This window comes from Vreelandella andesensis (assembly GCF_003989795.1).
GTDB classification, from domain to species: domain Bacteria; phylum Pseudomonadota; class Gammaproteobacteria; order Pseudomonadales; family Halomonadaceae; genus Vreelandella; species Vreelandella andesensis.
Genome location: NZ_RZHG01000022.1, coordinates 108,209 through 130,691 on the forward strand (window position 1 = coordinate 108,209; position 22,483 = coordinate 130,691).

13 protein-coding genes are annotated in these 22,483 nt (G+C 53.2%); 6 read left to right on the forward strand and 7 right to left on the reverse strand.

Annotated elements, in window-relative coordinates:
- Positions 1-51 precede the first annotated feature (51 nt).
- A complete protein-coding gene (msrA, locus tag ELY33_RS13195; protein WP_422822294.1) occupies positions 52-741 on the forward strand; it encodes a peptide-methionine (S)-S-oxide reductase MsrA in 690 nt (229 codons plus the stop codon).
- Between the two features lie 77 nt (positions 742-818).
- Here msrA and ELY33_RS13200 read toward each other — a convergent pair whose 3' ends face one another.
- The 5 genes from ELY33_RS13200 to ELY33_RS13220 form a co-directional block, all read right to left on the reverse strand.
- Entirely contained in the window at positions 819-1,301 is a 483-nt protein-coding gene (locus tag ELY33_RS13200; protein ID WP_126948377.1) for a phosphatidylglycerophosphatase A family protein, read from the reverse strand.
- Positions 1,301-2,095 (reverse strand): tellurite resistance TerB family protein, encoded by a 795-nt coding sequence (locus ELY33_RS13205; protein ID WP_126948378.1) that lies wholly within the window; start codon positions 2,093-2,095, stop codon positions 1,301-1,303. The genes ELY33_RS13200 and ELY33_RS13205 overlap by 1 nt, the downstream gene beginning before the upstream one ends.
- 155 nt (positions 2,096-2,250) lie before the next feature.
- Positions 2,251-5,316, reverse strand: a complete 3,066-nt coding sequence (locus ELY33_RS13210; protein WP_126948379.1) for an AAA family ATPase — start codon at positions 5,314-5,316, stop codon at positions 2,251-2,253.
- A complete protein-coding gene (locus tag ELY33_RS13215) occupies positions 5,313-6,467 on the reverse strand; it encodes an exonuclease SbcCD subunit D (RefSeq protein ID WP_126948391.1) in 1,155 nt (384 codons plus the stop codon). The genes ELY33_RS13210 and ELY33_RS13215 overlap by 4 nt, the downstream gene beginning before the upstream one ends.
- A 144-nt stretch (positions 6,468-6,611) precedes the next feature.
- Positions 6,612-8,252: a DASS family sodium-coupled anion symporter gene (locus ELY33_RS13220; RefSeq protein ID WP_126948392.1), complete on the reverse strand. Its 1,641-nt coding sequence runs from the start codon at positions 8,250-8,252 to the stop codon at positions 6,612-6,614.
- 436 nt (positions 8,253-8,688) lie between these two features.
- Here ELY33_RS13220 and ELY33_RS13225 point away from each other — a divergent pair, with 436 nt between their 5' ends.
- The 4 genes from ELY33_RS13225 to ELY33_RS13240 all read left to right on the forward strand — a co-directional run bounded on the left by ELY33_RS13225 (position 8,689) and on the right by ELY33_RS13240 (position 19,221).
- Positions 8,689-17,406 carry a glycoside hydrolase family 94 protein gene (locus ELY33_RS13225; protein WP_126948380.1) on the forward strand — a complete coding sequence of 2,906 codons (8,718 nt, stop codon included), beginning with the start codon at positions 8,689-8,691 and terminating at the stop codon, positions 17,404-17,406.
- Positions 17,407-17,642: 236 nt separating this feature from the next.
- Positions 17,643-18,173 (forward strand): helix-turn-helix domain-containing protein, encoded by a 531-nt coding sequence (locus tag ELY33_RS13230; RefSeq protein ID WP_126948381.1) that lies wholly within the window; start codon positions 17,643-17,645, stop codon positions 18,171-18,173.
- Positions 18,170-18,892, forward strand: a complete 723-nt coding sequence (locus ELY33_RS13235; protein WP_126948382.1) for an AzlC family ABC transporter permease — start codon at positions 18,170-18,172, stop codon at positions 18,890-18,892. The genes ELY33_RS13230 and ELY33_RS13235 overlap by 4 nt, the downstream gene beginning before the upstream one ends.
- The gene (locus ELY33_RS13240; protein WP_126948383.1) at positions 18,889-19,221 is read left to right on the forward strand and encodes an AzlD domain-containing protein; all 333 of its coding nucleotides are present in this window, start codon (positions 18,889-18,891) and stop codon (positions 19,219-19,221) included. The genes ELY33_RS13235 and ELY33_RS13240 overlap by 4 nt, the downstream gene beginning before the upstream one ends.
- On the opposite strand, the gene ELY33_RS13245 is transcribed toward ELY33_RS13240, so the two are convergent.
- Both ELY33_RS13245 and ELY33_RS18400 read right to left on the reverse strand, forming a co-directional pair.
- Positions 19,218-20,555 (reverse strand): serine hydrolase domain-containing protein, encoded by a 1,338-nt coding sequence (locus ELY33_RS13245; RefSeq protein ID WP_126948384.1) that lies wholly within the window; start codon positions 20,553-20,555, stop codon positions 19,218-19,220. The genes ELY33_RS13240 and ELY33_RS13245 overlap by 4 nt on opposite strands.
- Before the next feature lie 88 nt (positions 20,556-20,643).
- Positions 20,644-20,883, reverse strand: coding sequence for a diguanylate cyclase domain-containing protein (locus ELY33_RS18400; protein ID WP_422822295.1), 240 nt, complete (start codon positions 20,881-20,883; stop codon positions 20,644-20,646).
- Between ELY33_RS18400 and ELY33_RS13255 the strand changes: the two genes are divergently transcribed.
- Positions 20,877-22,447, forward strand: a protein-coding gene (locus tag ELY33_RS13255; protein ID WP_126942763.1) for an IS3 family transposase whose coding sequence is annotated in 2 segments (ribosomal slippage) — positions 20,877-21,330 and positions 21,330-22,447 — 1,572 coding nt in all. Because the reading frame shifts where the segments join, the coding sequence is not laid out codon by codon here. The two genes, ELY33_RS18400 and ELY33_RS13255, sit on opposite strands and share 7 nt — an antisense overlap.
- Positions 22,448-22,483: the final 36 nt, after the last annotated feature.

Sequence of the window (22,483 nt, forward strand, 5' to 3'; positions counted from 1 at the left end):
CGTCTGCTGATTGGCCATATTGCTGTATGGCCCCAAACTGGAGAGCCGCTTATGTCTCGTCTATCGCTGTCTCGTCTATCGCTGTCTCGTCTATCGCTGTCTCGTCTATCGTTGTTTCGTCACCCGTTTCGCCCGCTCTTTCACGTGCCTGCTTTCTGCATGGTGGTGGCCGCAGGGTTAGCCAGCACATCGTTACAAGCGCAATCTAATACGGAAGCCACTTTTGCTGGCGGCTGTTTTTGGTGCATGGAACCGCCCTACGATAAACAGCCAGGCATTAGCGCCACGATTTCAGGCTATATGGGCGGCGAGCTTGAAAATCCCACTTACGAGCAGATTTCTCGCGGTGGAACCGGCCACGTCGAGGTGGTGCAAATCGCCTATGATGACAGCCAAATCAGCTACGAACAGCTGCTGGAAATTTTCTGGCGCAACATTGACCCCTTCGCCGTCAACCGTCAGTTTTGCGACAGTGGCGACCAGTACCGCTCCGCCATTTTTTACCATAACGACGACCAGCGGGAATTAGCAGAAGCCTCTAAAGCTGAAATGGAAGCACGCTTTGATCAATCTATTGCGACCGAGATCGCCCCCGCTAGCGAGTTTTGGGAAGCTGAGGAGTATCACCAGGACTACTATGAAAAAAATCCGTTACGCTATCGGTTCTATCGCTTGAGCTGTGGACGTGATGATCGCCTGGAAGAGGTATGGGGCGAAGAAGCAGGCGGCCCGACTTTCTGATGCCGAGGCTACCCGCTATTAGGTCTGACCAGCGCTTAAGAAATACTATCACTGACATTAAGAAAAGAGCGTCTCAGTCAGCTAACTTGCAACGGCCTGCGGCGCTGCCAAAATTTCAGCACCAGCGCCATCACCACCCACGTCACTAACGCCGCAATCACATCGTCTAACACAATGCCAAAACCGCCCTGGACATATTCGGCCAAATGAATTGGGGGTGGTTTTAAACCATCAAAGAACCGATAAACGCCAAATGCCAGGGCCATAACGAGTGGATGGCGAGCGGCTGTTAACCCCAATACCGCCAGCGGGAACGCCACATACTCATCGGCGACGATACTGCCATGGTCAGCACCCGCAAAGTGCAGCGAGGCAATATGACATATCGGCACCGCCGCTATAATAAGCACGCCTGTCACTACTGCTTGCAGGCGGGTTGACTTGCTTAGCAACCACCATGCTAACGGAATGCCCAGCAGCGAGCCGAACGTGCCCGGCGCCATCGGCGCTAGCCCCAAGCCAAAGCCGGTGGCTATCCATAGATTAAGCGTTTCCAGCATTAGCCAGCCTGCTGCGCTTGCCGCTCAAGCTCAGCAGTCATGTCGGGTGAAAGATTCAATGCGCCAGCCAATTGATCCAACCAAGCACGCTCCATAGGGTTTTGATCATCAGTAACAGCCACGCTAATCAGGTACATCTCGCGAGCGGCTTGAGGAGAGTCGGCCTCACGGGCAAGCGCTTGGGCATCCAACGGAGCTTTAAGCTGCTGCTCGACCCAGCGGTGCATCTCCTGATCAGCACCGAGCGCATCGATTTGCTCTGTGATTAACACTTGCTCTTGCTCATCAATGTGGCCATCGGCTCTCGCGGCCATAATCATTGCTTGCAACAGCTCAAGACTTCGCCGCTCTTGGTACTCACCGCTTAGCACGTCTACCCGCTCGCCCTCTGATGCGCGCTGAGCAGCGCTCGACGAGTTGCCACTATTTTGTCCTTCCTGAGCTTTTCCTTCCTGAGAGTGTTGCCATGCTTTCCAGGCCAGCATGCCCACACCGGCAATCGCGCCATACTTAAGCGCTTTGCCGCCCATGCTACGACCACGCTTAGAGCCCACCAGCATACCCATTGCACCACCACCCAACAGGCTCTTTATATCAAAACCGCTGGAGCCACCACCTTGACGCGAATTCTGGCCTCCATTGCCACCACCGCCAAGCTGGCGCGATAGGCCATCAATAACGCCTTTAACATCGAAACCGCTACCGCCACTAGTATTTCCACTACCGTTTCCACCGCTTCTGCTGCTACCGCTGGCCTGCTTCATTAGCTGCTGTAGAATTTTGCTTGCGTTCATCCTTGTACTCCTTAGAGGCTATTATCTTGAGGGCTCGCTAGTTTAATAATTAACTTACGTTATAAAACATGCTACATGAACCCAGCATGAACTGACGTTAACCAAAGCATTTGTTAACCAAAACACTCGTTAAACAAAACACTCGTAACAAAACATTAGAAAAGTGCACCCTTCACTTCCACCGAGCTGCCGTGTCGGCTGGCGCGTACTTCAACACGGACAGGCATTTGCTCTTTGAGTTCGCTGACATGGGAGATGATCCCGATCATTCGCCCCCCCATGTGTAACTCGCTAAGCATCGCAATCGCTTGGTCTAATGCATCCTGATCCAGACTGCCAAAGCCTTCATCTATAAATAGCGTATCCAACTGAATACCGCCCGCGTAGGCCTGCACCACGTCGGAAAGCCCTAACGCCAGCGCCAGTGCCGCCATAAACGACTCACCGCCAGACAGCGTTGCTACCGAGCGGCTCTTACCGGTGTAGGTGTCGGCCACGTCTAACTCTAGCCCAGAGGCTTTATTGCCTTTTGAAGGGTCTTCTCGACGCACCAATTGATAGCGTCCGCGACTCATACGCACCAGCCGTTCAGACGCCTGAATCAGCACATCATCCAGCAACACGCCTAACACAAACCGTTGCAAGCTAATGCGATTCCCGGTTCGCCCATTGGCCACCTCGCTGAGCGTGCCCCATACTCGATACTGGGCTTCAAGCTCCGCTTGGGCCGCGTGGGCAGCGGACAGTTTTTGGCCAATACCCTGCAGCGTGCTTAGCCGCCCATCCAACGCCCGCCACGACTCAAGCTGGGCATGCTCTTCTGCTTGGGCGGTTTCTGTAAGCGTGGTGAGCGCGGCGATATCCGGCGGCGATTTTTCCGCCAACTGGGCGTGATAATTTTGTAGTGCACCTTCAAGCTCAGCCAAACGTCGTTGATACGACTCTGCTTGACGGGCCATGTCTTGCCGTTGGTGATCGTCTAGCTGAGCAGCCTGAAAGGCAGCCTCACTCTCGAACGGACTGGTCTGTAATGCGGTTCGCCACTTTGCCTGGGCCTGTTCAAGTGCTTGCCCGTCGCGCTCAATGCGTTGCTCCGCTGCACGCAGTTGCTCTTCTACCCGCGCCTGCTGGGTTTCGCTAGTGGAGAGCATCTGCTGCGCACGCTCCCAGGCTTTTTCAAACTCAGCAATCTGGTTGTCAAGTTCCGTGAGGGTTTGGCGCAGAATCACTGGGTTACGGGCATCTTCTGGAAGCGATTGGCTTAACTGATCACGCTGGCTCTCTAGGCGTAGCGCCTCCTCTTTGGCCTTTTCAACCACAGGCCGATGAGCTTTAAGCTGCTTATCCAGCGTGCCCCAGTCGCGGCGTAGCGCATCACGGGCAGCGTTTTGCTGATTAATCTCACTTTCGACATGTTTCCGACGCTCGACTTGGTGGCGTAATTGTTCGCAGGCTTGTTGCAACTCACCCTGCGGCTGGCTGGCCCATTCGCCAAGCTGTTGACTAAGGCGCTGTGTCTGCTCAGCGTTGTAGCTAATCTGTTGTGTTAACTGTTGAACCTGACGCTCGGCGGTTTGTAATGCGTGACGCGACTGCTCCTCGGCTGCGCGGGCGGCTTCCACCTGGGCTTGGGTAACGATGTCAGCATGCTTAACGGCCGGAGCCGGGTGCTCAAGACTGCCGCACACCGGGCAAGCGGCCTCTTCTTCAAGAGTGAGTGCTAACAGGGCGGCTTGCCCTTGGTGCCAACGCATCTCTTGCTCAGTCGCATACCGCCTAGCCTGCTCTAATTCGCCTCGCCGGTGGTTAAGCACCTCGTTTGCCTGATGCTGTTGAGTTGTGAGCTCACGCCCTTTTCTTGTTAGCTCATCCAACGCTTGTCGTTGGGAGAGCAAACTCTCATGGCGGCTTAGTTCTGCGGGGGCGCTGGCCAGCTGCTGACCCTCTGTTTGCAGGCGCTCAAGCGTGAGGCTGATGGCTTCCCCTTGCTGGCGAATACTGTCTAGCTGCGCTTCATCACGCTTAAGGGTGCCATCGGCTTGTTGCCAAGCGGCCCGCGCGGTTTGTAAGCGCGTTTCAAGCTCGCTTAACTGCTGACCTTTATGGATAAACTCACCTAGCTGACGATGGCGCTCGCGCAGTGTAGGCAGGTCGGTTTGGCGCTGGCGCGCGGCTTCAAAGGCACGTTTGGCTTGTTCAGTGGTTGCGCGTTGGGCTGTCAGCGTGGCCTCTGTCTGCCTGTGCTCTGCTTGGGCGGTGCGCAGCGTCTGTTGCGCTTGGGCTAACGCAGTGCTGTGGGGTCGTAACGCTTGGGCCTGGTCATTTTGGGCCAGTTGATCCCGAAGCATAACTATGTGCGCGTGCTGCTCAAGATGGCGTGCTTTGTCTGCGGCGAGGCTGTCGCGGGCCTCAAATTGGCGCTGCAGTGCTTGGGCGTCGTCTCGCTGTTGTTCAGCGCGGCGACGCTGGCGCTGGGCAGCGTCAAAGCGCTGGCGAGCCTTTCCTACTTGGGGGGTGAGCGCCGCTACTTCTTGCGCTAATGCCGTTTCGCTTTCCAACTCGCCACCGGCCAAAATCCCACTAATATGCTGACGATGATCATTTACCGCCCGCTCTATTTGATTCGCCTGGGTACGCAGGCGCTCTTCAATGCGCTGAAAAATCTGGGTTTGAAACAGCTGAGAAAAAATTTTCTCGCGATCCTTCGATTCCGCGAGTAGCAGCTCACGGAATTTCCCCTGGGGAAGCACCATCACTTGGCGAAACTGGTTAGCATCCAGGCCTATTAAACGATGAAGATGGCTATTGGCATCGGTAACCTTACGCGCCACTACACATTCATCTTTTTCGCCTTCCGGGGTCAGCCGCCACAGCTGGGCTTCTGCGCTTTGCGTGGTCGTCCCTTCACCAGTGGCCTTAGGACGCTCCTGCTGGGGCACCCGACGCACTCGATAAGTCCCATCGCGCAGGCGAAAATCTAAACTGACTTCCGTCAGTAAGGCATCGGCTGCCTGGTCGCAGCGCATTTGCACTGCATCTCGGTCATTACCGGTGGTTTGGCCGTAAAGCGCAAAGCAAACCGCATCTAATATCGAGCTTTTGCCTGCGCCCGTGGGGCCGTTAATCAGAAACAGCGGGCTTTTTCCCAGCGCGGTGAAGTCGATTGTTTCGCTGCCTGCAAAGGGCCCAAACGCCTGCATAGTGAGCGTTAACGGCGTCATGGCTGGCTCTCCTGCTCACGGCTAAGAGTGGTGATGAGTTCACGCATCGCGCTTGCCTGCTCATCACTCATGGTGTCTCCGCTGGTTTGGCTAAAGAAATCGCTAAACATATCCAAGGCACTAAACTGCAGCCGCTCGCGGTCTAGCTGCTGGCGTCCTCGCGCTTCCAACATGCCAGGCTTTTCTAAATGCAGCACATTCGGATAGACCTCGCGCAGCTTACCCATGGGGTCAAGAATCGCGTGGCGGTCAGTCAACCGCACTAACACATAGTCATCCGCTTGGGCATCGGTGCTGCCTTGCGCTAGCAGCTCGGCCAACTCACCTTCTAATACGCGCACCTCTCGGCGCGGCGTCAGCGGGCGGTGCTCGATCTGGCTCAGCCCTTTTGGGCCAATATCCACCAATGTGACACCTTTTCGCTGGTTAGCCTCAGAAAAACTGTATTTAAGCAGCGAGCCGCTATAACGAATATGTTCGCCGCCACGGTATTGCGGCCCATGCAGATGGCCTAAAGCAACATAGTCAAATGACTGCATCGGCTCCCAGGCGACACTTTCCGCGCCTCCTAAGGTGAGCGGACGCTCTGAATCACTGGCACTGCCGCCATCCACAAAGCAGTGGCTCATTAGTATGGTGGGGCGGCCCGCTTGGCGCTGAGTATTAATACGTTCAACTAAGTAGCGGTGAGCGCTGTCGAAGTCGCGTACATCCACTGAAAACTGGCTGCGCACATACTCTGGATCAGCGTAGGGAATACCAAACACATCCACCTCTACCTCTACCCCCTTAATCGAGAGGGTTACGGGGCGATCGAAGGCAGATAAATCAGACAATATATGTAGGCCTGCTTGGCGCAAATGACGCGCCCCAAAGCCTAGTCGCTCAGCACCGTCGTGGTTGCCAGAAATCATAATCACCGGCAAACCACGCTTTTCACACAACTCGCCTAACACATCATCTAATAGTGTGACGGCGGCAGCTGGCGGCACCGAACGGTCGTAGATATCGCCTGCAATCAGCACCGCATCCACCGCATCGCGGTCGATAATATCCAGTAGCTGGTTCAACACATGGCGCTGGTCTTCCAGCAGCGATAGGTTGTGAAACAGTCGTCCCAAGTGCCAATCGGCGGTATGGAGTAGTCGCATGGCAGGCTCAACGCAAAAAATATGCCCCATCATAGCAACCTGCATTCCAAACTGTCCTTCACTCAGCACAAAACGCCCCGTATAAAATGCCTAGCACAAAAAGCCCCGCACATGGCGGGGCTGGGTATCGATCGTAACTGGCGGTTAGTTGCGAAACGCGTCGGGATAGGTTGTTAAATCGATTCCCCACAACAGAGGCAACAAGAAATATACCGACGCTACAATGAGCAGCAGCGCGAAAATATTCAGCCAAAACCCATTGCGCACCATTTCGATAATTTTAATTTTTCCGGTGGCAAAAATAATCGCGTTAGGCGGCGTTCCTACTGGCAGCATAAAGGCGCAGTTGGCTGCCATTGCCGCCGGCACCATTAGCACAAAAGGGTGGATATCCAGCGCAAGCGCCAGCGATGCCAGTACAGGAAGAATCATTGTCGCCGTTGCCGTATTAGAGGTAATTTCGGTTAAGAACAATACCATTCCGGCAGCTAGCAAAATCACTAATAAGAAATTAACGCCTTCCAATACGCTCATTTGGCCACCAATCCACACAGCTAGCCCAGAAGAGCTAAAACCAGCTGCAATCGCTAAGCCACCGCCGAACAGTAACAGAATGCCCCAGGGCACATCTTTCGCGATATCCCACCCCAGCAGGCAGCCGCCTTTATTTGGCGAGGGAATCAAGAACAGAGCAATCGCCGCCACAATAGCGATCATGGTGTCGTTAATACCGGGAATAGTTAGGATCTGTCCTTGCCATAAGAAAGAACGGGTGATCCAGAAAAATGCCGCTGACAAGAAAACAACCAATACGGCTTTCTCTTCAAAGCTGATGTTACCCAGGGCTTCCTTCTCTTTGGCAATAAGTGCTTTGCCGCCGGGCAAACTGCTGAATTTAGTGGGGTAAATAAAGCGTGTTAGCATCAGCCAACCAATAAACAACAGCACCACCACAATAGGAAAAGCAAACATCATCCAACTGGCAAAGGTGATTTCAACACCAAACAGCTCATTCACAATCGCGGCCAGAATGATATTAGGCGGCGTACCAATCAGTGTTCCTAAACCACCGATAGTGCCGCCGTAACCAACCCCAAAGATCAGCGCTTTACTGAATTTATCGATGTCTTCGCTGTGGTCACCCTCAGTCTTATTCAGCTCTTGGGTTACCTGATACACAATCGCGGTGCCAATGGGCAGCATCATCATGACCGACGCCGTATTGGATACCCACATCGACAAAAAACCGGTGGCCGCCATAAAACCGAACACAATACTGTTAATACTGGTACCCAATACCGAAATAATGGTGAGTGCAATACGCTTATGCAAATCCCACTTTTCCATCGCCAGGGCAAGCATAAACCCGCCAAGAAAAAGAAAAATAATGGGGTTGCCGTAAGCCGCCGTTACTGCACTAGTCTCAAGGGCGCCAGTAATCGGCAACAGCACGATGGGCAGCAGCGATGTCACCGGAATTGGAATCGCTTCCGTAATCCACCAAACGGCCACCCATAACGTGGTGGCAAGCACCATGCGACCTCCTACACTCAAGTCTGCCGGGTGAAAAAACAGCAGTACGAAAGCAAACAGTACCGGCCCTAGCACCAGCCCAACCTTTTGAGCGGTGGTATAAGCAGGCGGCTTGGGAGGTTCGTCACCCGCACTCTGCTGCTGGCCTGAAAGGCTAGAGGATGAACGGCCTGCGCCAGCAGCTGGCAACGCGCACATCAACAGGTGTTTAACTTGGTTATGGGAGTGCCAAAGCGAGTCCCAGAGCGTCATCGTGGCAGTTCTGCGCATTGTCAAAGTACCGCTTGCAGTCAGGTGATCAAAAGGGCTGCTTCACTCAGCAACCCACTGAGGTGTATCAAAACAGCCTAGTTGGTTTTTCGGCGCTCTTTATTGACTCAAGCAATGAATTAGTCCAGTCAATTAGCCATAGGCAAGACTAAAGCCTAACAACTATAGTCTTATTAATTAGCGCATTCTGACATGCCACTGCGATCCTATCGCGGTAGGTTTGCGTCGTTTCCCAAGGAGATACTTACGTGCTCGACCGCTTCACTATGCCACCTTAGTTAACGTTGCCATATCGCCTACGGTCGTTAAGCACGCAATGTGCGTTATCGAACCGACAAAGGCTGACGTTAAGCACATCGTCCTGATAGAGAAGCATTGTTTAAGAGCCGTGCTCTGCACATTCATCAGGATGTAACCCATGACTCTTTTTTTTCATACATCTTTATTTCGTCGTGCGCACCAACACAATACATCTATGGCATTGTGGAACTCTTCCGCTCCAGTACGTGAAGAATTGTTTAGTGCAGAACGGCTTGAACAACACGCGGCCAGTTTAGCACTGGCACAAGTTGTTACTGAAAGCCCACCTAAAGTGGTGTCGTTAACACGACGGCTAAACGATAATGCCAACGTGTTACTTGCCGCTTACCGCGCTTGCGCGGTAACGCTGGAAGAAGGACGAGATATCGTTCCTGCTGCCGCATGGTTACTTGATAATTATCACCTTATCGAGGCACAAATCCGGGAAATTCGTGGCGACCTTCCACCCGGTTATTACCGACAACTACCAAAACTTGCAGAAGGCCCCTTTGCGGGCTATCCACGCGTTTTTGGTATTGCATGGGCATTTATTGCACATACCGATAGCAATATAGAACTCACTAACTTACGTTCATTTATTAACGCTTATCAGCGCGTTCAACCACTAACGATTGGTGAGCTATGGGCGATCGCGATAACACTCCGTATTGTATTAGTTGAAAATCTACGCCGACTTGCCGACCAAATCATTACTGAACAAACTGCGCGGGATGCAGCGGATACACTAGCGGCTAAATGGATCGCTACTGAAAACGACTCACAAAAAAGAAACGATTCACCTGATAGATATTCACCTGATAGTTATTCATCAGCGAATCATTCATCTAAAAATTATTCGAATGATCATGAGTTTCCATCGTTTACGTTCCAAAAAGCACCGCTTTCAGCGCCTTTCACCGCTCAATTAGCCAAGCGTTTACGCGGTATTAATCCCAATACCAGCCCTTTAGCTTGCTGGCTTTTTGAGCAACTTAACCGACAGGGCGAGTCTATCGACGACGTTGTGCAAAATGCCCAGCAGCACCAGGGTGCGGCGAACGTTACCGTGCGAAATATCATTACCAGCATGCGTTTCATCTCCAGTACCGATTGGGCTGAACTCCTCGAAAGCATCAGTTTGGTCGACGCAAAATTACGCGAACATAGTCGTTTTGCGCAGTATGATTTTTCAACGCGCAACCATTACCGGAGCGCGGTGGAGGAGCTTTCCCGGGGCTCAGGTTATTCAGAGCTGGAGGTTGTTGATCAGGCGATAACGCTGTCAAGAGAAGCATTACCATTGACCGATGATGCCCACGAAGCAGCACGCGTGAGCGATCCTGGCTATTTTTTAGTAGCGGCGGGTAAAAATACGTTAGAAAAACGCCTTAACTTTCGTCCACCATTGAAACGGCGGTTTCGCCAAATACTGTTGAAAAATGGCATCCACGGCTACGCTATGATGCTCACAGCGGCGTCAGTCATCTTAATGATAGTGGGCTGGCTGCTATTATCAGTGTCTTCAGGCGAGACGTCGTCACTTTGGTTATTGTTACTAGCAGGCCTAGGCATACTGCCCACGATTGAGGTCGCTACGTCTATCGTCAATCGCTTCGTGATTCATAATATTGGCGCTCAGCCACTGTCTAGCCTGGACCTCTCTAAAGGTATTCCGCCCGCTCTACGCACGCTGGTCGCAATGCCAACGCTATTGACGAGTGAAGCCGACTTAAAAGAGCAGCTTGATCGGCTTGAAGTGCACCACTTGGGTAGCGGTGGCGGTGCCATTAGCTATGCACTGTTAACCGATGGTATTGATGCACAGCAGGCAGAAACAGCCACCGATGAGGCGCTGCTAAGTACTGTTGAAAAGCGCATTGAGGAATTGAATAAACGCTACTGTACTTCTAGCCATGAGAAACGTTTTTTCTTACTCCATCGCAACCGCGTCTACAACAAAAGTGAGCAATGTTGGATGGGGTGGGAGCGTAAGCGAGGCAAGCTTCATGAGCTCAACAGGCTGTTACGTGGCGCAACGGATACAACCTTCAGAGACCCGCCTTCGTTACCAAGAAATGTGCAATATATTATCACCTTAGATGCCGACACACGTCTGCCAAGAGGTGCTGCCAACAAGCTGGTTGGCAAAATAGCCCATCCGTTAAATCACCCTCGCTTTGATACGCAGCAACGACGCGTAGTGGAAGGCTATGCCATTTTACAGCCCCGCGTCACTCAATCGATGCCTATGGGTGAGAGAGGTTCGTCTTATCAGCGGCTGTGCTCTTCTCCAGGAGGCATTGATCCCTATGCCGCCGCCATGTCAGACCTTTATCAAGACTTAGTGGGTGATGGCTCGTTCGCAGGTAAAGGTATTTACAATATTGATGCCTTTGAAGCATCGCTAGCAGGCCGAATCTCTGAAAACAGCCTGCTAAGTCACGATATGTTCGAGGGCATTTTTGCCCGTGCAGGTCTGGCATCCGACATTGAAGTCATTGAGGACTTTCCAGACCGCTATGATGTAGCAGCCAAACGCCAACACCGCTGGGTGCGGGGCGATTGGCAGTTACTCCCGTGGTTATTTACGGTGTCGGTGCCACTCACAGGGCGCTTAAAAATACTTGGAAATCTACGCCGATCGTTGCTACCACCACTACTGTTAGCTTGCCTTGCGCTGAGTTGGCAGCTCCCTCTGATGATGGCTGTCATCAGCAGTCTAATGGTTATCATGGTCATCAGCATACCGGTCTTACTGTCTTTAATAACGTCATTTTCTCCGCTGCGGCCAGGCGTCAACCTTCGTTACCATTTCCAGCAATGGTGGGATGAACTAACGCTGGGATTAAAACAAATTTTGCTGCAACTGATGTTTCTTCCTGATCAAGCATGGCGAATGCTAGATGCCATCGTTAGTACCCTGATACGCATTTTAATTACTCGCCGCCATTTACTAGAGTGGACCTCTGCAGCCCAGACGATGAAATGCCCACACCTGACCATTGGGGGGTTTTATCAACACATGGCGCCCGGCACGTTACTAGGCGTAGTCGTTGCCTTTAATGCATTGTGGTTTAACAGTGGTGTTTGGATGCTGGTCGTACCGGTGGCGCTGCTTTGGGTAGCAGCCCCGGCAATAGCGACGTGGATGAGCAGTACAGTGAATGTTGCGAACCAGCCGCTTTTAGCAGAAGACGTAGCCCGTGAGCTGAGACTTATTGCCCGAAAAACCTGGCGCTACTTTGAAACCTATGTAAATGCATCGACCAACCTTCTCCCGCCCGATAATTTTCAGGAAGAGCCTCAGCCGGTGATCGCCCAGCGAACCTCCCCAACCAACATGGGGCTCTACTTACTATCGATACTGGCGGCGCGTGATTTCGGCTGGATCGGCAATCAAAATGCGCTAAGCCGAATAGAAACCACCCTTGCGATCATGCATACCCTGCCTCGTTATCGTGGTCACTTCTTTAATTGGTACGCAGTCGATGATCTCCGTCCGCTAGACCCTAGGTATGTGTCTACTGTCGATAGCGGCAACCTTGCAGGGCATCTCATTACTCTCGCCAACGCCCTGGAAACCTGGCAGGAATCGACGTTTTCACCCGATCCGCGCCAAGGAATAGCAGATACATTGACCTCGGTATTCGAGGCACTTAAGCGTGTGCCTCAATCAACAACTCAGTCCACTGCCCCACTGATGGCACAGCTTCAAAAAGTCGCTGCGCTAGTAAGTGAAAACAAAACGGCGCCATTAGACTTAGAGGCCCTCACTACAGAAACAAAACAAACACTTGGCATGGCTTGCGACCTGTTTAATGAACAACGCGCCCCCGGTAGTGCGGATAATAGAGAAGACTATAGCGACGATGTCATTTTTTGGGTAACCGCACTACACAAAACGGCTGCTCAGCACAGCGATGACCATCGCAAAGAGACAATCGCCATCAGCACGCATTCCGAGCGGCTCCAGCAACTGGCCAGTAAAGCCCGACGTCTAGCTCTCAGCATGGATTTTGCGTTTTTACTCAACCCAGAGCGGCAGCTACTGTCGATAGGCTTCTCCTTGGATGACGCCAGCCTGGATACCAGTTGCTATGACCTGCTGGCCTCAGAAGCACGATTGGCAAGCCTGTTTGCTATTGCCAAAGGCGATGTGCCCACTCGCCACTGGTTCCGTCTTGGTCGCGCGGCAACCCCCTTAAAAGAGGGCGCGGCGATGATTTCCTGGTCAGGCTCCATGTTCGAATATCTAATGCCGTCGCTGATTATGCGCGCCCCCGCTGGCAGCTTATTAGAGCAAACTAACCGTCTGGTGGTTAAACGTCAGGAAACATATGCCGCTCAGTTTTCAGCGCCATGGGGTATTTCCGAGTCGGGGTATAACGCGCGAGACATAGAACATACTTATCAATATTCCAATTTTGGAGTGCCTGGATTAGGGCTTAAGCGTGGCCTGTCGGCTGATTTAGTGATCGCCCCGTACGCAACGGGCTTGGCGACAATGATCGACCCAGAGGGGGCCTTTAAGAACTATCGCCGCCTTGCAGAAATGGGCGCACTAGGACGCTATGGGTACTACGAAGCGCTAGACCTGACCCGTTCACGGCTCCCCAAAGGCGCCGAGTTAATAATTGTGCGCAGCTACATGGCGCACCATCAAGGCATGACCATCGTCGCCATCGCCAATACGCTTCACCGTGGGCAGATGCGGGCACGCTTCCACCGCGAACCGATGATTCAGGCGAGCGAACTGTTACTTCAAGAACGCATACCGCGGGACGTTGCCATCGCTTATCCCCGTGCGGAAGAAGTGAAATCGACAGCTAGCCAAACGATCAACGAGGCACAAACCGTGCGCCATGTATCAACCACCGTCAACGGGCCTCCGGTCACTCACCTGCTCTCAAACGGCAATTATTCTGTCATGTTGACCGCAACAGGCGGCGGCTATAGCCGATGGCACAACATTGCCATCACTCGCTGGCAGCCAGATACGACTCGCGACCACTGGGGAAGTTTTATTTTTCTCCGTGATACCCGACGCCCAAGCGTTTGGAGCGCAACAGGACAATCGCTGGAATCACCTAACGGTGCTTATGATGACGACAATCACGTGTTATTTGCTGAGGATTATGCCCGCTATGTCCATCGGCATGAGGCTATTTGCAGCCACGTGGACATCCTCGTTTCTGGGGAGGATGACAGCGAAGTACGCCTGCTGACACTGACCAACAGTGGACGCCAAGTCTGCGATATCGACGTTACTTCCTATGCAGAATTAGTACTAACCACGCCCAGTACCGACAACGCTCATCCAAGCTTTGCCAAAATGTTCGTAGTAACGGAGTTCCTTCCTGAATTCAATGCCCTCGTGGCCACACGCCGGCGGCGGGACCCGAGCGAAGCGCACGTGTGGGTCGCTCACTTCGCCGTGGTAGAAGGCGAAACCGTTGGCGAGTTCCAATACGAAACCGATCGCGAGCAATTTATTGGCCGGGGCCACCGCCTTACCACCGCAAGGGCACTTGCTGAGGGCCAGCAATTATCAGGCACCGTCGGAAGTGTCATCGACCCTATTTTTGCATCACGCTATTGCCTGCGGATCACTCCAGGTAAAGCTGCCCGTATTGCTTACTGGACTGTCGTTGCCACTTCACGACAGGCACTGATGGACTTAATTGATAAACATCATGATGTTAGCGCCTTTGAACGCGCTAAGATGCTCGCGTGGACCCAAGCACAGGTGCAACTGCGCCACTTAAGCACTCAGCCAGAAGAAGCCGCTGAATTCCAGCGGCTTGCTGCCCCACTGCTCTATCCGGACGCACGCTTTAGGGCGCCTAAAAGAGCGATTCAGAGCGGTGCCGCTCAACAGTCTTTGCTGTGGCAACACGGGATATCCGGCGATTTACCCATCGTTTTGTTACGTATCGAATCCACTGATGACTTGCCGCAATTGCATCAATTACTTCGCGCGCATGAATACTGGCGCTTGAAACGGCTCGAAGTCGATATAGTCATCATCAATGAGCGCGCTTACTCGTATATTCAAGATTTACAACAAGCCATTGAAGCCACAATACTCAGTAGCCAGGCAAGACCACGTCTTCACAGTGGCTATGCACAGGGAACGGTATATGCCTTACGTGCCGACTTAGTGAGCGCTCTATCACGCGCTCAGCTTCAATCGATTGCTCGCGTGGTGCTGATAGCGCATCGAGGATCAGTTGCCGATCAGCTGTCTATTATGTTGTCTGGCCAACAAGTCAAGAAACCTCTTACCATCACCAAACGTGCTTTCCCAAAACAGCTGATTGATAAGATGGAAACTCATCGTCCGCTTAATCGGCCTCCACTTGAATTTTTTAACGGCTGGGGCGGGTTTGCAAAGCAAGGACGACAATACGTCGTCATCCTCGAAGCAGGCAGCTCAACGCCAGCGCCATGGATCAATGTCATCGCGAATCAACAGTTTGGATTTCAAGTATCCGCAGAGGGAGCCGGCTACCTATGGGCAGACAACAGCAGAGAAAACCAACTAACACCATGGACTAACGACCCTGTCATTGACCCTAGCGGAGATGCTGTCTACGTCCGGGATGAAGAAACGTTGGCGCTGTATACGGCGACAGCAAGCCCAATACGTGATTCAGGCCGCTACGTTGCACGTCATGGTTTTGGCTATAGTCAATTTGAACATCAAACTAACGAGCTTAGCTTAACGCTGTTGCACTTTGTCCCACTGGATGCGCCGCTACGCATCTCTCGACTAAGGCTGGTAAATCATTCAAACCGGACGCGTAAACTTTCCGTAACCGCTTATGCAGAATGGGTATTGGGCACATCACGCAGCGCATCGGCACCCTTTCTTATTACCTCGCAAGCAACCGATAGCGGTGCATTATTAGTCACAAATCCCTGGAATGCCGCTTTCCCAGGCCGAGTGGCTTTTCTCGACATTGGCGAGCAACCTGCCCAATGGACAGGCAATCGCAGCGAGTTTATCGGTTATGGAAAAAGTTTAGCTGAACCTGCCGGGTTACGAAGTAAAACACCACTTTCCGGCGCATTAGGCGCGGGGTTAGACCCATGTACCGCTCTTCAACGCCGCGTGACATTGGCCCCGGGTGAAACGGTCGACATTATCGTGTTGTTGGGTCAAGGGGGCTCAACCGAAGAAGTTGCGGGTCTAATTGCCCGTTTTCGTAATGCCGATATTGATGCAGAGCTTGCCAGTATCCACGACTACTGGAATAGCCAGCTGAATGCCATACAGGTCAAAACCCCCGACCGGGCGATGGACATCATGCTAAACGGTTGGCTGCTTTATCAGACCATCGCCTGCCGTTTAACGGCTCGTTCGGCGTTTTACCAGGCCAGCGGCGCTTATGGCTTCCGTGACCAGTTACAAGATTGTATGGCGTTGACATTTAGCAACCCTGCCAAAACACGCCAGCATCTGCTGCGGGCGGCATCACGCCAGTTCCCAGAAGGCGATGTACAACACTGGTGGCTGCCACACTCCGGCCAAGGCGTGCGTACGCGTATTTCTGATGATCGAGTTTGGTTGGCTTATGCGTGCGCGCGCTATATCGCCACTTCCCATGACACATCGATACTCGATGAGCCCGTCAACTTTCTCGACGGCACACTGTTATCGTCCCGTGAACATGAACACTTCTTCCAGCCAACGACCTCGTTAGAAACTGCTTCACTGTTTGAACACTGCGCACGCGGACTGGATATTACCCTTTCACAGCTAGGTGAACATGGGTTGCCGCTGATAGGAGGCGGTGACTGGAACGACGGTATGAACCGGGTGGGGGCAGAGGGCAAGGGAGAAAGTGTGTGGCTAGGCTGGCTGTTAGTTAAAACGCTTGAGCTATTTACGCCACTTGCCGAGCAGCGGGAGGCCAAATTACTTCATTTAGACGATTATCATCGCTACGCCGCTCGTTGGCATCAATACACCCTCGCACTCCGCATAGCGCTTGAAAACAGCGCCTGGGATGGCCAGTGGTATCGCCGAGCCACTTACGACGATGGTACCTGGCTAGGCAGCAAACAAAGCGATGCCTGCCAGATTGATTCGATCGCCCAGTCCTGGGCGGTGCTTTCCGGCGCCGGTGCCCCTCAGCGGGCTAAGCTTGCTATGTATTCCTTGGAGCGCGAACTTATTCTTCACGAACAACAGTTAGCGCTGCTTTTTTGGCCTCCCTTTGACCAGCCCCAGCAAGACCCTGGCTATATAAGCGGCTATCCACCAGGAATGCGCGAAAATGGAGGGCAATATAGTCATGCATCGATGTGGGCAATTTTGGCGTTTACCCAGCTAGGTGATGGCGACAAGGCGCATCGTCTGTTTACACTGCTTAATCCCATCAACCATGCCACTACAACGGAGAAGGCTGCCCGTTATCGCGTTGAGCCTTATGTGGTAGCCGCTGATGTGTATTCTGTTGCGCCCCATACAGGCCGCGGTGGCTGGACATGGTACACCGGCGCTGCGGGTTGGATGTATCAAGCAGGTATTGAGGGTATTTTAGGCATTCGCCGTGAAGCTAACTGGCTGGTTATTTCTCCTTGCCTGCCCACTAGCTGGCCCCATTTTACTGCTGACATTACCCTTGCCCAATCGCACTATCATATCAGGGTGATCAATGCGCAAGACTCTCCAGCGACGTCAAGCCAAGCCCCTTTAAGCCAACTCCTCTCTGCAACACTGGATGGCGTTCACTTGGCAGAAACAGGGGTTGGTATGCCTATTCGCGCGCCGTTGGATAGTCAGCATCATCAACTAGAGATAATTATCCGGCGTTTTACGCCCGCATAACGCGTACAAAAAAACGCCAATACACCAGAACCTGAGTTGATACGCTAACCTTCTAAAAAGGGTAACTGTCGTCTTTTTCATCACATCGTAGCCAATGTGGCGCTGCTGGGTCAGCTATTCATCTCCGCAGCTGCTCCTGCTTTGGTCATTGTAAGGTTCACTGCCGCGCCGACATGATTGACATCTTGCTGTTCCTTATATAGAACGTTCTATAAAAGGAACAGTAAGGTTACCAAATGGATGAGCACTCACTAAGCACCCTAGGCCAGCATTTGCAGTCTCTTCGCCAAGCGCGTGGCTGGTCGCTGTCCTTTTTAGCTAACGCGGCGGGCATTGCCAAATCAAACCTGTGTCGCCTGGAACAAGGTAACGGCAACCCCACCTTAGATACCATTTGGCGTCTGGCCGTGCAGCTTAATGTTCCCTTCGGCACCTTGGTTGCGCCAATCTCCGTGCCCCTTGGGGAAGATGGCGTGCAGGTTCAATTAATCGACCAGGGCAAAGATTCGCCCCAGGTAGATGCCTACTGGATGCGCTGCGCTCCTCATACCTTACGCCATGCGGAAGCTCACACACGCGGCACTAAAGAAACGCTGACCCTGATTAGCGGCTGGCTAGAAGCAGGGCCAGAGGGAACGGTTACCACGTTAACCCCAGGAGAGAGCCTCACCTTCCGCGCTGACAAGCCTCATTTTTACCGCACCGAAGACCAAGAAGCCACCATGCTACTCACCGTGACGTACGGCGAACAAGGGGATCCCCAATGAACCAACTTGCCAGCCATTCACCGTGGCGCAGCGCGCTGCAAGGCGTAAGGGAAGCCATTCCACTACTAGGCGGCTATATTCCGGTGGCACTATCGTTTGGATTAGTGGCTAGCCAAGCTGGCTTCAGTACTTTCGAAGCCACGGCTATATCTACGCTGATTTACGCTGGGGCTTCGCAGTTTTTGTTTGTCGGCATGATCGTGACAGGCGCGCCCCTCTGGCTGGTAGTGGCGATGACGCTGCTTATTAATGTGCGCCATGTGGTGTATGGCCCTAACCTAGCCGAGCTGCTACCGCGCAGCCGCCACTGGCCGTGGCTAATGCATGGCCTTACCGACCAAGTATTCGCCCTGGCCTTAACCCGGCTTCCTCAGCTTCCTGAGATTAAACGTTTTAGCTGGTTTGTGGGGTCGTCACTATTGGCGTGGGGCGTATGGATTGTAGGCACTGCCGTTGGCGCCACAGCAGGTGAAGCCTTCACTGCACGCTGGCCATTGTTGGGAGAAATCATGCCCTTCGCACTGCCCGCACTGTTTCTCACCATGGTGGCACCGCGCTTCACTAATAAACGCTGGGCAGCCGCCATGGGGTGCACCATTTTGGCCGCGCTGGGCTTGACCCTATCGGGGTGGAGTAATGTCGCCATTCCTCTAGCCGCTGCCTGCGGCGCGCTGTGCTTCTATACGGTTAAATTTCAAACACGGAGCCAGCCATCATGAGTATCGAGCTATGGCTAGCTGTCGCGGTTTCTGCCATTGGCACCCTGCTGATGCGCGTGGTGCCCTTCTTATGGATGCAGCGCCGACTGGGTAGCGACACGGGCATTAACACAATGCCCCAGTGGCTCGGTATTCTTGGCCCATTAATGATTGCCGCCGTGCTAGGGGTTTCCATTATGCCCGTTAACCCAAGCACTGTTTCCTGGCTAGCCACCGCCATCGGGCTTTCCATTACGCTAATAATATGGTGGCGGCTACGCTCACTAGGCTGGCCAGTGGCTGCTGGGGTTGCGGCGTTTGGTTTGGTGGAGATCGTCGCAACGCTTTAATCCGTCTCTGCTTTGTCCAACAAGTACTCTGCCACGGCTTGATAGGCGGGCAGTGAGGTGGGGTCGTTAGCCGCATTGCCCGCGACAGGGTGCGATGCAAAGCGCACAATCACCATCTCGGCGGTGGGGTCAATGTAAATGGTTTGGCCATGCACGCCCCTGGCGGCAAAGGCGTTATGCTCGTTATGCAGCGACCACCACATGCCACGGTAGCTGCCGCCCGGTAAATAACGGTAGCCAGCGGCGGCAAATGCTTGCCTGTCACCGCCTTGTCGAATGCGCTCAACGGCCGCAGCGGGAAACAGTCGTTCGCCGTTAATAACGCCCTCACTGAGCACCAACTGCCCTACCCTGGCCATATCACGAAGACCTGCACTTAGGCCACCGCCAGCAAACGGCGTGCCGATGGAGTCCACGGTGAAGTAGGCATCTTGTTCGGCCCCTATACGCTGCCAAAGTCGCGATGAAAGCAGTGATGACACGGACTCGCCAGTGGTGCGCGCAATCACCCACCCCAGTACATCAGTGTTGATTGTTTTATAGCCAAATACCTGCCCGTGCTCGCCTTCCGGTTGTACCGTTGCGAGATACTCATAATACGTGCGTGGCCCAGTGTAATCGTCTGGCTTTGGTAGTGGGCTTGCCGCCGCATTGTAGGCCCAGATCTCAGCATTGGGGTCGCTATAATCTTCGCTAAACGCCAGGCCTGTGGTCATCTCAAGCAGCTGTTTTACCGTGGCATTAGCAAAAGCACTGTCGGCCAATTCCGGTAAAATGTCGCCCACCAACGCCCGCTCATCCAACGTGCCTTCCGCCACCAGGATTTCTCCCAGCAAACCGGTCATCGATTTGGTCACCGACATAGCGCCATGCTGGCCCGTTTCAGCCAAACAGCCGGAATAGGTCTCATACACCACCTGGCCCTGATGAAGAATCAGCAAACCATCGGTGTAGTTTTCATTTAGCGACGCCTCCCATGACATAGGCTCGCTACCGTCAATCGGGGTGAAGGTAACATCGTTTATCGCGTCATCTAAGGCGTAAGAGAATAGCGCAGGCGCGCCCAATCCACGGCTAACCTGCTTGGTAGGCAGTAGCTCGCGGAAGTGGCACACCGTCCAGCGCATTTTGGGGAAACTAAAGTAGTTGGAATCTGGCTGGCCGATCACCTTCCCAGGCGCTGGTGGAAAGCCTTGCATCCATCCTAAGCGGTTAGGGTCGGAAGCGTCAGCGTTTAATACTGAAGTGCTTGCCTGCTGAGCAGTAACGGAGGTCGCCCAACTAAGAAAAAAAACGGGTAGTGCAAAACTAAAACATCGGTAATAGCGTGACATAGCCAACTCCCTAGCAATCAGCACTAAATAACTATAAGCATAAAGACTGAGTCTAGCCGATGCTAATAAAAACGTATCCTTAATTTATTCAACACTTCGGGTGACTTGGCTTTATGCTTGTGTGATCTATGTCAGCTTTAAAGACTTGGTATTGGTTGCGGCCGCTTTTCTTTGCACGATACATAGCCCTATCGGCATTATCGAGCAATACATGTTCATTAAGGCCATGATCGGGATAGACACTGACCCCCTCTGTCAACCTAGTTGTCCGGTTGGCGATATTGCCCAAATCTATTCCAGAGGGAGCGGCATGGAGCACGTGTGCCACGTTATTCTGCAGAGCGTAAAGCCGCCGTACTGAAAAAGTTGTTGCCCCCCCATAATCGCAGTGTGGTGTCGGTCGCCACTGAAGAAGGCATCTCTGACGCGACGCTGTATAGTTGGTTAAAACAGTGTCGAGAAAAAGGAGTGCCTGTGCCGGGTTACACCCAAAGCGACAACGAGTGGTCGCCTGACGCCAAGCTTGCCGTGGTCATCGAAACCGCCACCCTCTCAGAAACAGAGCTTGGTGCTTACTGCCGCGAAAAAGGCCTTTATCCCGAGCAAATCCAGCAGTGGAAAGCCGCTTGTCTCCAGGGCGCTGGCCAACAAGAAGACCAGCAAAAAACGGCACAAAAGCAGCGTAAACAAGACCGTAAGACGATCAAACAACTCAAAGCGGAAGTGCGCCGCAAAGACAGAGCCCTAGCGGAAACCACGTCGTTGCTGGTGCTCTCAAAAAAGCTCGACGCCTTGTACAGCGAAGACCCGAACAGCGGCGAGGACGACTGACGCCGTTTGAGGAACGTGCAAGGCTCATTGCGTTATTTGATGAAGCGATAACGGGGGGTGCTTCCCGTTATCAAGCAGCGGCGATTATCGACGTGAGCGAGCGCACACTGAAACGCTGGCGTTCTGCGTGTGGCGCGGTGGCTGAGGATCAGCGTCCACACGCGGTACAAGGCCGTCAGCCGCATCAACTGACTCACGAGGAGAAACAGGCCATTTTGAACGCCTGCCATCGCCCCGAGTATCAGAGCCTGCCGCCGTCTCAAATCGTGCCGTTACTGGCCGATCAAGGGGCCTACTTGGCGTCCGAATCGTCGTTCTACCGGGTGCTGAAAAAGCACGAACAGCAGCACCACCGAGGGCGAATGAAACCACGCCGACCAGTACCTGAGCCGACGAGCTTTACGGCCACTGGGCCGAACCAGGTCTGGTGTTGGGATATCAGCTACTGTTCTTCCGTTGTGCGTGGTCAGCACTGGTATCTCTATCTGATCATGGATATCTACAGCCGCAAAATCATCGCGTGGGAAGTCCATGAGGCGGAATCAGGCGAGTTAGCGAAACAACTGCTGGAACGCGCCTTATTGCGAGAAGGCTGCTGGCATCAGCCCCCGGTGCTGCACTCAGATAACGGTGCGCCGATGACGTCTTATACGCTTAAAGCAAGATTAACAGAGCTGGGAATGTTGATGTCTTACAGCCGGCCGAGAGTGAGCAATGACAACCCTTACTCGGAAGCGTTGTTCCGCACCGTCAAATATTGCCCCGCGTGGCCTACGAAGGGGTTTGCATCGCTGAGTGCGGTACGAGACTGGATGCTGGCGTTCGAACGCGCTTATAACGAACAGCACCTGCATAGTGGCATTCGGTACGTGACACCCGCTGATCGGCATCGAGGTGTCGACCGAGAACGTCTTGAGCACCGCAAAGCGGTTTACGAAAGGGCTAAGCGCCGGCATCCACAACGCTGGTCGGGCAGCACCCGAAACTGGGAGGTGCTCGGTTCGGTGTCGCTCAACCCTGGAAAAATGCACGAAATCGAGCGTAATAAACAGGCTGCTTAGAGGCAGCCATTTGGACAACTGGGTTGAAAATCACCG